The organism is Pseudomonas sp. VA159-2 (assembly GCF_024126635.1).
GTDB lineage: Bacteria > Pseudomonadota > Gammaproteobacteria > Pseudomonadales > Pseudomonadaceae > Aquipseudomonas > Aquipseudomonas muyukensis.
On sequence record NZ_JAMYBV010000052.1, the window covers coordinates 1 to 12008 of the forward strand.

A 12008-nucleotide genomic window follows, 5' to 3' on the forward strand; every position below is an offset into this window, starting at 1 on the left:
CGAGCACCGCCAACGCGGTGCTCGACGGCAGCAGCGAGATGCGCTCGTCGCTGGTGGGCAGCAGCAGCTGGCCCGGCAGGCCCTCGGGCACCGTGCCTTTATGCAGGAACAGGTCATAGCAACTGTGCTCGAGCGCGTCGGGGTTATGCCCGAAGTAGCTGGTCATCGAGCCGTGGGGGTCCAGGTCGACCACGACCACGCGCTTGCCCGCCTCGGCCAGCAGGCCGGCCAGAGCGATGGTGGTGGTGGTCTTGCCGACGCCACCTTTTTGATTGGCTACTGCCCAGACTCTCATAGGACAACTCTTGACTCGTTAATGTCGCCGAACCCTGTGGAAACCGGCTCCCACGGGCACACGGCGACAGAGAATTGACGAGTTATTGCCCCGCCACCGATGCAGGCGTGGCTGGTGCACTTTGTGTGCCAGCCCGGCGCAGCGCGGCATCGGGGGTGGCATTGGCGCTGCCGCTGCCGGTCAGGCTGCGACGCACCTCGAGGTTGCGCGAAATCACCAGGACCACGCGGCGGTTGCGCGCGCGGCCTTCGGCACTGTCGTTGCTGGCCACCGGCTGGTACTCGCCGTAGCCCACCGAGGCCATGCGCGCCGGGTTGACCCCTTCCATGGCCAACAGGCGGACGATGCTCGCCGCCCGCGCCGAGGACAGTTCCCAGTTGGTCGGGTACTGGGCGGTGCGGATCGGCAGGTTGTCGGTGAAGCCCTCGACGTGCACCGGGTTGGCGAACGGCTTGAGGATCTTCGCCACCTTCTCGATGATCTCGAAGGCGACATCGCTGGGCATGGCATCGGCGCTGGCGAACAGCAGCGAGGAGTTGAGCTCGATCTCGACCCACAGCTCGTTGCCGCGCACGGTCATCTGGTTGGACTTGATCAGGTCGCCGAAGGCATCGCGAACATCGTCGCTGATGGTCTTGAGCGGGTCGGCGCTGCTTTGCGCCAGGCCCGCGTCGGTCTGCTCGCTGTCCTTGATCAACGGCTCGGCCGGGCGCACCGACAACGGCCGCTCCTCGCCGATGGGGATCGGCTTCATGGTCCGATCGGGGTCGTTGAACACCCCGATCAGCGCCTGGGAGATGACCTTGTACTTACCCTCGTTGATCGAGGAGATCGAGTACATGACCACGAAGAAGGCGAACAACAGGGTGATGAAGTCGGCATACGACACCAGCCAGCGTTCGTGGTTTTCATGTTCCTCGGTATGACGACGGCGAGCCATGGCTTACTCCATGAAGCCTTGCAGCTTCAGCTCGATCGAGCGCGGGTTCTCGCCTTCGGCGATCGACAGCAGGCCCTCGAGGAGCATTTCACGGTAGCGCGACTGGCGCAGGGTGATGGCCTTGAGCTTGTTGGCGATCGGCAGCAGGATCAGGTTGGCGCTGGCCACGCCATAGATGGTGGCGACGAAGGCCACGGCGATGCCGTTGCCCAGCTGCGACGGGTCGGCCAGGTTGCCCATCACGTGGATCAGGCCCATGACCGCGCCGATGATGCCGATGGTCGGCGCGTAGCCGCCCATGCTCTCGAACACCTTGGCAGCCTGGATGTCACGGGCCTCCTGGGTCAGAAAGTCGACTTCGAGGATGCTGCGGATGGCTTCCGGCTCGGCGCCATCGACCAGCAGTTGCAGGCCCTTGCGCGCATAAGGGTCGGGCTCGGCGTCGGCCACGCCTTCCAGGCCCAGCAGGCCTTCCTTGCGCGCGGTCAGGCTCCAGTTCACCACCCGGTCGATGCCGCCCACCAGGTCGACCCGCGGTGGGAAGAAGATCCAGCGCACGATCTGCAAGGCGCGCTTGAACGACGACAGCGGCGACTGCAGCAGCGCCGCCGCCAGCGTACCGCCCAGCACGATCAGCGCGGCCGGGCCGTTGAGCAGCGCGCCAACGTGGCCACCCTCGAGGAAGTTGCCGCCGACGATGGCGACAAAGGCGAGGATCAGGCCGATAAGGCTGAGGACATCCATCAGACGCACGCCTCGACCAGGTGCTTGCCGATTTCGTCCAGGCTGTACACGGCATCGGCCAGGTTGGCCTTGACGATGGCCATGGGCATGCCATAGATCACGCAGCTGGCTTCATCCTGCGCCCACACGGTGCTGCCGCCCTGCTTGAGCAGGCGCGCGCCTTCGCGACCGTCGGCGCCCATGCCGGTGAGCACCACAGAGAGCACCTTGTCGCCATAGGACTTGGCCGCCGAACCGAAGGTGATGTCGACGCAAGGCTTGTAGTTCAGGCGCTCATCGCCCGGCAGGATCTTCACCGTGCCGCGGCCGTCGACCATCATCTGCTTGCCACCGGGGGCCAGCAGCGCCAGGCCTGGACGCAGCACGTCACCGTCCTCGGCTTCCTTGACGCTGATCTTGCACAGCTTGTCGAGGCGCTCGGCAAAAGCCTTGGTGAAAGCCGCCGGCATGTGCTGGATCAGCACGATCGGCGCCGGGAAGCTGGCCGGCAGTTGCGTGAGCACGCGCTGCAGGGCCACCGGGCCGCCGGTGGAGGTACCAATGGCCACCAGCTTGTAAGGCTTGCGCTTGGGCGCCGGCGAGTGCGCGCCAGCCGGCGCCGCGGCTCGGGCCGGGGCGGCGGCGGTGCGCGCCGGGGCGCTGCTGGCCAAGCTGCTGGCCGGGGCATGGCTGCTGGCCGGCGCGGGCGCGGCGGCCGGGGCCGGGGCGGCATAGGCGCTGAAACGGCGGTTGCTGCGCGAGATGGTGTGGACCTTCTCGCACAGCATCTGCTTGACCTTCTCGGGGTTGCGCGAGATGTCCTCGAAGTTCTTCGGCAGGTAGTCGACCGCGCCGGCGTCCAGCGCATCGAGGGTAACCCGGGCGCCTTCATGGGTCAGCGAGGAGAACATCAGCACCGGCGTCGGGCAGCGCTGCATGATATGCCGCACCGCGGTGATGCCGTCCATCATGGGCATTTCGTAGTCCATGGTGATGACATCGGGCTTGAGCGCCTGCGCCTGGTCGATCGCTTCCTTGCCGTTGGTCGCGGTGCCCACGACCTGGATCGTCGGGTCCGCCGAGAGAATTTCCGAGACACGGCGGCGGAAGAAACCGGAATCATCCACCACCAGGACCTTGACTGCCATAAACACTCCATTAGGCGGCGCACCCGCCTGGGCGCGCCACCGAAATCAAATACGCCGGGCGGCGTAACGCTTAAGCATGCTCGGTACGTCGAGGATCAGCGCAATGCGCCCGTCACCGGTGATGGTGGCGCCGGACATGCCCGGGGTCCCCTGCAGCATCTTGCCCAGCGGCTTGATCACCACTTCTTCCTGGCCGACCAACTGGTCGACGACGAAGCCGATGCGCTGGGTGCCGACCGACAGGATCACCACATGGCCTTCGTGCTGCTCCTCGTGCTCGTGGTCCTGGACCAGCCAGCGCTTGAGGTAGAACAGCGGCAGCGCCTTGTCGCGCACGATCACCACTTCCTGGCCGTCGACCACGTTGGTGCGCGACAGGTCGAGGTGGAAGATCTCGTTGACGTTGACCAGCGGGAAGGCGAACGCCTGGTTGGCCAGCATCACCATCAGCGTCGGCATGATCGCCAGGGTCAGCGGCACCTTGATGACGATCTTCGAGCCCTGGCCCTTGGCCGAGAAGATGTTGATCGAGCCGTTGAGCTGGGAAATCTTGGTTTTCACCACGTCCATGCCGACGCCGCGGCCGGACACGTCGGAAATCTCGGTCTTGGTCGAGAAGCCCGGGGCGAAGATCAGGTTGTAGCAGTCCGACTCGCTCAGGCGGTCGGCCGCGTCCTTGTCCATCAGGCCCTTTTCCACGGCCTTGGCCCGCAGCACGCTGGGGTCCATGCCCTTGCCGTCGTCGGAGATCGACAGCAGGATGTGGTCGCCCTCCTGCTCGGCGGACAGCACCACGCGGCCTGTGCGCGCCTTGCCGGCGGCCTCGCGTTCATCGGGCATCTCGACGCCATGGTCGACGGCGTTGCGCACCAGGTGCACCAACGGGTCGGCCAGGGCCTCGACCAGGTTCTTGTCCAGGTCGGTCTCTTCACCGACCAGCTCCAGGTTGATCTCTTTCTTGAGCTGGCGGGCCAGGTCGCGGACCAGGCGCGGGAAGCGGCCGAAGACTTTCTTGATCGGCTGCATGCGGGTCTTCATGACCGCGGTCTGCAGGTCGGCGGTGACCACGTCGAGGTTGGACACGGCCTTGGACATGGCCTCGTCGCCGCTGTTCAGGCCCAGGCGCACCAGGCGGTTACGCACCAGCACCAGTTCGCCGACCATGTTCATGATTTCGTCCAGGCGCGCGGTGTCGACCCGCACGGTGGTTTCCGCTTCGCTGGCGCCATGCTTCTCGGCGGCAGCGGCCGGCGCACGGGCTGGCGCAGCAGGCTTGGCGGCAGGTGCCGGTGCGGCGGCGGCAGGCGCCGGCGCTGGCTTGGCAACCGGCTTGACCTCGGCCTTGGGCGCCGCCGGCGCGGCAGCCACGGCGGCGGCAGGGGCCTCGGCCGCGACGGCGTCGCCGGAAAACTTGCCCTTGCCGTGCAGCTGGTCCAGCAGCGCTTCGAATTCGTGTTCGCTGATGTTTTCGTCGCCTGCGGCAACTGGCGCGGCACTGGCGGGCGCTGCGGCCGCCGGCAGGGCGTCGACGGCAAAGGTGCCCTTGCCGTGCAACTGGTCGAGCAGCGACTCGAACTCATCGTCGGTGATTTCGTCGCTGCTCGGCGCTGCGGCCGCAGGCTCGCTGACGGCCGCTTCAGCCGAAAACTGGCCCTTGCCATGCAACTGGTCGAGCAGCGACTCGAACTCGGCGTCGGTGATTTCGTCACCCTCGCCAGTGACCTGCTCGCCTTGCAACTGCTCGTGAACGGCTGCTTCGGTCTTGACCGCATCCAGCGAATCGAGCAGTTGCTCGAACTCGGTGTCGGTGATGTCGGGCTCGGCGGCCGCTGCTTCGGCGACCGGCTCGGCCTCGACCACCGCAGCCGGTGCTTCGGCGCCACCCGGCTCGGCCAGGCGCGACAGCGCCGCCAGCAGTTCCGGGGTGGCCGGGGTCACGGCGCTACGCTCGCGCACCTGGCCGAACATGCTGTTGACCGTGTCGAGTGCCTCGAGCACCACGTCCATCAGCTCGGCATCGACCCGGCGCTCCCCTTTGCGCAGGATGTCGAACACGTTCTCGGCGATATGGCAGCACTCCACCAGCTCGTTGAGCTGGAGGAAGCCGGCGCCCCCTTTTACAGTGTGGAAACCGCGGAAAATCGCATTGAGCAGGTCCGCGTCATCGGGCCGGCTTTCCAGCTCGACCAGTTGCTCGGACAGTTGCTCGAGGATTTCGCCGGCTTCTACCAGGAAATCCTGGAGGATTTCTTCATCGGCGCCGAAGCTCATTAAACGTGCTCCTTAAAAACCCAGGCTGGACAGCAGATCATCGACATCGTCCTGACCGGACACGACGTCTTCACGCTTATCGGCATGAATCTGCGGACCTTCACCCCGAGTCGGATGTTTTTCTTGATCTTTTTCAGCACGCAGCTGCTGGTGGTCATGTTCGATGCCGGCAAAGCGGTCGACCTGACTGGCCATCAGCACGAGCTTGAGCAGATTGCTTTCTACTTCGGTAACCAGCGCGGTCACCCGCTTGATCACCTGGCCGGTCAGGTCCTGATAGTCCTGAGCCAGCAGAATGTCGTTGAGGTGGCCCGAGACCTTGCGGTTGCCTTCGGCACTGTGCGTCAGGAAACTGTCGACGCGCTTGACCAGCTCGCGGAATTCCGGCGCCGCCACTTCGCGGCGCATGAAGCGCTGCCAGTCGGCGGACAGGTCCTGGGCCTCGCTCGCCAGTGCGTTGAGCACCGGGGTGCTCTCCTCTACCAGGTCCATGGTGCGGTTGGCGGCACCTTCGGTGAGGCGCACCACGTAGGAGAGGCGCTCGGTGGCATCGGTGATCTGCGAGACTTCCTCGGCCTGCGGCATCGCCGGGTCGATCTGGAAGCTGACGATCGCGCTGTGCAGCTCGCGGGTAAGCTTGCCCACCTCCTGGTACAGGCCGCGGTCGCGGGTCTGGTTCAGTTGGTGGATCAGCTGCACGGCCTCGCCGAACCGGCCGCGCTCAAGGCTCTCGACCAGTTCCTGGGCATGCTTTTTCAGGGTTGATTCGAACTCACCCAGCGAGTTGTTGATTGACTCCATGGCGCCCCCTGACGTGACTCAGCCGTTGACGCGTTCGAAGATCTTCTCGATCTTTTCTTTGAGCACCTGGGCGGTGAAAGGCTTGACCACATAGCCATTGACGCCGGCCTGGGCCGCTTCGATGATCTGGTCGCGCTTGGCCTCGGCAGTCACCATCAGCACGGGCATGCCCTTGAGACGGTCGTGGGCACGCACCTTGCGCAGCAGGTCGATACCGGACATGCCAGGCATGTTCCAGTCGGTCACCAGGAAGTCGTAATGCCCGGCTTCGAGCATCGGCAGCGCCGTGGTGCCGTCGTCGGCCTCTTCGGTATTGGTGAAGCCCAGATCACGCAACAGGTTCTTGATGATCCGCCGCATCGTCGAAAAGTCGTCAACGATGAGGATTTTCATGTCTTTGTTCAATTAGACCTCCAAGCAGTCTTAAACGCGCTCGGCGCCGAGCGCGCAGTCAATCAATTCGGCACCACAAAATACGACTGCATCGAACCTTGGCTCAACGCGCCCGCCATTCACCCAGACGGCTGCGCAGACGTGCCGCGCACTGGCTGTGCAACTGGCTGACACGCGACTCGCTGACCCCCAGCACCTCACCGATTTCCTTGAGGTTCAGCTCTTCGTCGTAGTACAGCGCCAGGACCAGGCGCTCGCGCTCCGGCAGGTTGGCGATGGCATCGGCCAGGGCGGCCTGAAAGCGCTCGTCCTCCAGGTCTCGCGATGGCTCCAGCTGGCCGCTGGCTCCGTCCTCGTGCAGCCCTTCGTGTTCGCCGTCCTGCAGCAGGTCGTCGAAACTGAACAGGCGGCTGCCCAAGGTGTCGTTCAGAATCCCGTAGTAATCATCGAGACTCAATTGGAGTTCGGCAGCAACCTCGTGATCTTTAGCGTCGCGACCGGTCTTTGCTTCGACACAGCGAATCGCATCGCTGACCATGCGCGTGTTGCGGTGCACCGAACGCGGCGCCCAATCGCCCTTGCGCACCTCGTCGAGCATGGCGCCACGGATACGAATACCGGCGTAGGTCTCGAAGCTGGCGCCCTTGCTGGCGTCGTACTTGTTGGCGACTTCCAGCAGGCCGATCATGCCGGCCTGGATCAGGTCCTCGACCTGGACATTGGCCGGCAACCGGGCCAGCAGGTGGTAGGCGATGCGCTTGACCAGCGGCGCGTAGCGTTCGACCAGCTCGTACTGGGCGTCCTTCGCCGCCTTGCTGTACATCTTGAAACCGCTCGCGTTCATAGCACCGGCCCTGCGCTGGTGGGTTGCACCAGGCGCTCGACGAAGAACTCCAGATGGCCCCGCGGGTTGGCAGGCAGCGGCCAGCTGTCGACCTTCTGCGCAATGGCCTTGAAGGCCAGCGCGCACTTGGACCGAGGGAAGGCCTCATAGACCGCCCGCTGCTTCTGCACCGCCTTGCGCACGCATTCGTCGTAAGGCACGGCGCCAACGTATTGTAGGGCGACGTCGAGGAAGCGATCCGTGACCTTGGTCAACTTGGCGAAAAGGTTGCGACCCTCCTGCGGGCTCTGGGCCATGTTGGCCAGCACGCGGAACCGATTCATGCCGTAGTCGCGGTTGAGCAGCTTGATCAGGGCGTAGGCATCGGTGATCGAGGTGGGTTCGTCGCACACCACCAGCAGCACTTCCTGGGCGGCGCGAACGAAGCTGACCACCGAGTCACCGATACCCGCGGCGGTATCGATCACCAGCACGTCGAGGTTGTCGCCGATCTCGCTGAAGGCCTGGATCAGCCCGGCATGCTGCGCCGGCGCCAGGTGCACCATGCTTTGCGTGCCGGAGGCCGCCGGCACGATGCGCACACCGCCCGGCCCCTGCAACAGCACGTCGCGCAGTTCGCAGCGGCCCTCGATGACATCGGCGAGGGTGCGTTTGGGCGTGAGCCCCAGCAGCACGTCGACATTGGCCAGGCCCAGGTCGGCGTCCAGCAACATGACCCGGCGGCCGAGCTCGGCCAGCGCCAGGGACAGGTTCACTGAAACGTTAGTCTTGCCGACGCCACCTTTGCCACCGGTCACGGCGATCACCTGTACGGGATGCATGCTACCCATGTCTGTTCTTTACCTTGTCTCGCTTGGACCCAGGCCACATGAGGGGCTGAACAGTCAAGGCCACGGTCCGGCCGGACAACCCCATGATGTAGGTACTTTGCACAGTATTCACCCTCAACCCGCGCGTTTGCCAGGGTTGTGGTACAGATCAGCGAACATGTCGGCCATGGCCTCGTCGCTGGGCTCGTCCTGCAGCTGCACGCTGACCGCGCGGCTCACCAGCTGGTGCTTGCGCGGTAACTGCAGGTCGTCGGGAATGCGCGGGCCATCGGTCAGATAGGCCACCGGCAATTCGTGACGGATGGCCAGGCTCAGCACTTCGCCAAGGCAGGCCGTTTCGTCCAGTTTGGTCAGGATGCACCCGGCCAGGCCGCAGCGCTTGTAGCTGTGGTAGGCGGCAGTGAGCACCTGTTTCTGGCTGGTGGTTGCCAGCACCAGGTAATTCTTCGCGGCGATACCGCGCCCGGCCAGGGTTTCCAGCTGCATGCGCAGGGCCGGGTCGCTGGCCTGCAGGCCGGCGGTGTCGATCAGCACCACGCGCTTGCGCAGCAATGGTTCGAGGGCCTGGGCCAGCGACTCGCCCGGGTCGACGTAGGTGACCGGCACGTTAAGGATTCGCCCCAGGGTCTTGAGCTGTTCCTGGGCGCCGATACGGAAGCTGTCCATGCTCACCAGCGCCAGGTTGTTCGCGCCGTACTTGAGCACATAGCGTGCGGCCAGCTTGGCCAGGGTGGTGGTCTTGCCCATGCCGGCCGGGCCGACCATGGCAATTACCCCGCCCTCTTCGATGGGCTCGATCTCGGGCACGTCGATCATCCGCGCCAGGTGCGCCAGGACCATGCGCCAGGCCTGGCGTGGCTCTTCGATTTCGGCGGTGAGCTCGAGCAGTTCGCGGGCCAGGCCACCGGACAGGCCCAGGCGCTGCAGGCGGCGCCAGAGATTGGCCTGCTGCGGCTTGCTGCCCTGCAGTTGGCTCCAGGCCAGCGAACCGAGCTGGACTTCGAGCAGCTCGCGCAGGCCATTGAGCTCGAAGCGCATGGCGTCGAACAGGCGTGGGTCGACCGCCGCCGCGGCCGGAGCAGCCACTGGCGCGGGTTCATCGACCTGCGGCTCGATCAGCGGCTCGGACGCGGTCAGCGACTGGCCGGCAAACAGCTGGCGATTGCCGCCCTCGCCCGCTTCGCCACGGCCGCTCAGTTCGGCCTGGGCGGTGACGATGCGCGACTGGGTCTTGCGCAGCTCGTCTTCCAGCTCGACGTTGGGCACGCGCGGGGCCAGGGCGGACAGCTTGTAGTCCAGCGCAGCCGTCAGTTCGACACCGCCAGCGATGCGCCGATTGCCGATGATGGCGGCGTCGGAGCCGAGCTCATCACGGACCAGCTTCATGGCCTGACGCATATCGGCGGCGAAAAAACGCTTAACTTGCATAACCCACTACCTCAGCCATTGGGGCCCACGGTGGCAACGATGGTGACTTGCTTGTTGTCAGGTATTTCCTGATACGCCAAAACATGCAAATTCGGTACAGCCAGGCGGCCGAAGCGCGACAGCATGGCGCGGATCGGGCCGGCAACCAGGAGGATGGCCGGCTGGCCCTGCACTTCCTGGCGCTGGGCGGCTTCGATCAACGAACGCTGCAGCTTTTCGGCCATGCTCGGCTCAAGAAGAACACCGTCTTCCTGACCTTGCCCGGCCCTTTGCAAACTATTGAGCAAAATCTGTTCCAACCTTGGCTCCAAGGTGATCACAGGCAGCTCGGACTCAACGCCGACAATGCTTTGCACGATGGCGCGACACAATCCGACACGCACCACCGCCACCAGTGCGGCGGTATCTTGACTCTTGTTCGCATTATTGGCGATGGCTTCGGCAATGCTGCGGATGTCGCGCACCGGCACCTGCTCGGCAAGCAACGCCTGCAACACCTTGAGCAGCCCCGACAAGGAAATGACACCCGGCACCACTTCCTCGGCCAGTTTCGGCGAGACCTTGGCCAGCACCTGCAGCAATTGCTGCACCTCCTCATGCCCGATCAGTTCATGGCAGTGCTTCTGCAAGATCTGGTTGAGGTGCGTGGCGACCACGGTACTGGCGTCCACCACGGTGTAGCCCAGCGACTGCGCCTGGGCGCGTTGGCCAACATCGATCCACACCGCCTCCAGGCCGAATGCCGGGTCGTGCGCGGCGATGCCATTTAGGGTGCCGAACACCTGGCCGGGGTTGATCGCCAGCTCCCGGTCCGGATAGATCTCGGCCTCGGCCAGGATCACCCCCATCAGGGTCAGGCGGTAGGCGCTGGGGGCCAGGTCGAGGTTGTCGCGAATATGCACGGTGGGCATGAGGAAGCCCAGGTCCTGGGAAAGCTTCTTGCGCACGCCCTTGATGCGCGCCAGCAACTGGCCACCCTGATTGCGGTCGACCAGCGGGATCAGGCGGTAGCCGACCTCCAGGCCGATCATGTCGATGGGAGTGACGTCGTCCCAGCCCAGTTCCTTGGTTTCCATGGCGCGCTGCGGCGAGGGCAGCAGATCCTGCTGGCGCTGGGCTTCCTCCAGCGCAACCACCTTGGCCTTCTGCTGCTTCTTCCAGACCAGATAAGCCCCCCCACCGGCCAACGCCCCGAGGCTGAGGAAGGCCACGTGGGGCATGCCTGGCACCAGGCCCATGACGATCATCAGCGCCCCGGAAACCGCCAAGGCCTTGGGCGAATCGAACATCTGCCGGTTGATCAGCTTGCCCATGTCCTCGGAGCCGGAGGCGCGGGTGACCATGATCGCGGCGGCGGTGGACAGCAGCAGCGAGGGCAACTGCGCCACCAAACCGTCACCGATGGTCAGCAGGGCATAGACCTTGCCGGCGTCGCCGAAGGTCATGCCGTGTTGCAGCATGCCGATGAGCATGCCGCCGATCAGGTTGATGAACAGGATCAGCAAGCCGGCGATGGCATCACCGCGCACGAACTTGCTGGCACCGTCCATCGAGCCGTAGAACTCGGCTTCCTGGGCAACTTCGGCGCGGCGGGCCTTGGCCTGGACCTGGTCGATCAAGCCGGCGTTGAGGTCGGCGTCGATGGCCATCTGCTTGCCGGGCATGGCGTCGAGGGTGAAGCGCGCGCTGACCTCGGAGATGCGCCCGGCGCCCTTGGTCACCACCACGAAGTTGATGATCATGAGGATGGCGAACACCACCGCACCGACGACGTAGTTGCCGCCGATCACCACTTCGCCGAAGGCCTGGATCACCTTGCCGGCGGCACCGTGGCCTTCTTGGCCGTGGAGCATGACCACGCGGGTGGAGGCGACGTTGAGGGCCAGGCGCAACAGGGTCGCCACCAGCAGGATGGTGGGGAACGCGGCGAAGTCCAATGGACGCAGGGCGTAGACGCAGACCAGCAGGACCACGATCGACAGGGCGATGTTGAAGGTGAAGAATACGTCGAGCAGGAACGGTGGTATCGGCAACATCATCATTGCCAACATCACCAGCAGCAGCAGCGGCACGCCCAGGTTGCCCCGGCCGAGACCGGCCAGGTTGTTGCGGGCGTTGCTGATTAACTGAGTGCGATCCACCGCGAGTCCTCTTCAAGCAAAACTTTGACGCCTGTGTGGCGCCTGGCGCTGCCTTTGCAAGAAGCTTTCCAACTTTTGGGGATGGGGGGTTTTCTTGGGGTTCGGGTTCGGGTTCGGGTTCGGGTTCGGGTTCGGGTTCGGGTTCGGGTTCGGGTTCGGGTTCGGGGATTGTTTTGGTTTTTGTATGCGCATTC

The 12008-nt window shown here is 64.8% G+C and carries 12 protein-coding genes; all 12 read right to left on the bottom strand.

From position 1 onward, the window contains the following. A partial coding sequence (locus NJG22_RS24120; protein WP_253098423.1) for an AAA family ATPase occupies positions 1–295 on the bottom strand: 295 nt, incomplete at its 3' end. Positions 296–377: 82 nt separating this feature from the next. Beyond that, the gene (gene motD / locus NJG22_RS24125; protein ID WP_134693816.1) at positions 378–1235 is read right to left on the bottom strand and encodes a flagellar motor protein MotD; all 858 of its coding nucleotides are present in this window, start codon (positions 1233–1235) and stop codon (positions 378–380) included. 3 nt (positions 1236–1238) lie between these two features. Then, positions 1239–1979: a flagellar motor protein gene (locus NJG22_RS24130; RefSeq protein WP_134693815.1), complete on the bottom strand. Its 741-nt coding sequence runs from the start codon at positions 1977–1979 to the stop codon at positions 1239–1241. Further along, the gene (locus NJG22_RS24135; protein ID WP_253098425.1) at positions 1979–3106 is read right to left on the bottom strand and encodes a chemotaxis response regulator protein-glutamate methylesterase; all 1128 of its coding nucleotides are present in this window, start codon (positions 3104–3106) and stop codon (positions 1979–1981) included. Before NJG22_RS24135 ends, NJG22_RS24130 begins: the two co-directional genes overlap by 1 nt. A gap of 45 nt (positions 3107–3151) precedes the next feature. Then, complete coding sequence (locus NJG22_RS24140) at positions 3152–5377, bottom strand: chemotaxis protein CheA (protein WP_253098427.1); 2226 nt, start codon at positions 5375–5377, stop codon at positions 3152–3154. A gap of 12 nt (positions 5378–5389) precedes the next feature. Next, complete coding sequence (locus NJG22_RS24145) at positions 5390–6178, bottom strand: protein phosphatase CheZ (protein ID WP_134693812.1); 789 nt, start codon at positions 6176–6178, stop codon at positions 5390–5392. Positions 6179–6196: 18 nt separating this feature from the next. Further along, positions 6197–6571 carry a chemotaxis response regulator CheY gene (locus tag NJG22_RS24150; protein ID WP_134693811.1) on the bottom strand — a complete coding sequence of 125 codons (375 nt, stop codon included), beginning with the start codon at positions 6569–6571 and terminating at the stop codon, positions 6197–6199. Positions 6572–6674: 103 nt separating this feature from the next. Then, a complete protein-coding gene (fliA, locus tag NJG22_RS24155; protein ID WP_134693810.1) occupies positions 6675–7415 on the bottom strand; it encodes an RNA polymerase sigma factor FliA in 741 nt (246 codons plus the stop codon). Beyond that, positions 7412–8245 carry a flagellar synthesis regulator FleN gene (gene fleN, locus NJG22_RS24160; protein ID WP_016393812.1) on the bottom strand — a complete coding sequence of 278 codons (834 nt, stop codon included), beginning with the start codon at positions 8243–8245 and terminating at the stop codon, positions 7412–7414. Before fleN ends, fliA begins: the two co-directional genes overlap by 4 nt. Before the next feature lie 114 nt (positions 8246–8359). Further along, complete coding sequence (gene flhF, locus NJG22_RS24165) at positions 8360–9673, bottom strand: flagellar biosynthesis protein FlhF (protein ID WP_134693809.1); 1314 nt, start codon at positions 9671–9673, stop codon at positions 8360–8362. Between the two features lie 11 nt (positions 9674–9684). Continuing rightward, positions 9685–11814 carry a flagellar biosynthesis protein FlhA gene (flhA, locus tag NJG22_RS24170; protein WP_217848990.1) on the bottom strand — a complete coding sequence of 710 codons (2130 nt, stop codon included), beginning with the start codon at positions 11812–11814 and terminating at the stop codon, positions 9685–9687. Positions 11815–11826: 12 nt separating this feature from the next. Then, on the bottom strand, positions 11827–12008 hold a 182-nt coding region (locus NJG22_RS24175; RefSeq protein ID WP_253098429.1), incomplete at its 5' end, for a hypothetical protein.

Excerpts from the sequence above, each read along its gene's own strand:
- motD (WP_134693816.1), bottom strand. The coding sequence starts at position 1,235 with ATGGCTCGCCGTCGTCATACCGAGGAACATGAAAACCACGAACGCTGG.
- NJG22_RS24130 (WP_134693815.1), bottom strand. The coding sequence starts at position 1,979 with ATGGATGTCCTCAGCCTTATCGGCCTGATCCTCGCCTTTGTCGCCATC.
- NJG22_RS24135 (WP_253098425.1), bottom strand. The coding sequence starts at position 3,106 with ATGGCAGTCAAGGTCCTGGTGGTGGATGATTCCGGTTTCTTCCGCCGC.
- NJG22_RS24140 (WP_253098427.1), bottom strand. The coding sequence starts at position 5,377 with ATGAGCTTCGGCGCCGATGAAGAAATCCTCCAGGATTTCCTGGTAGAA.
- NJG22_RS24145 (WP_134693812.1), bottom strand. The coding sequence starts at position 6,178 with ATGGAGTCAATCAACAACTCGCTGGGTGAGTTCGAATCAACCCTGAAA.
- NJG22_RS24150 (WP_134693811.1), bottom strand. The coding sequence starts at position 6,571 with ATGAAAATCCTCATCGTTGACGACTTTTCGACGATGCGGCGGATCATC.
- fliA (WP_134693810.1), bottom strand. The coding sequence starts at position 7,415 with ATGAACGCGAGCGGTTTCAAGATGTACAGCAAGGCGGCGAAGGACGCC.
- fleN (WP_016393812.1), bottom strand. The coding sequence starts at position 8,245 with ATGGGTAGCATGCATCCCGTACAGGTGATCGCCGTGACCGGTGGCAAA.
- flhF (WP_134693809.1), bottom strand. The coding sequence starts at position 9,673 with ATGCAAGTTAAGCGTTTTTTCGCCGCCGATATGCGTCAGGCCATGAAG.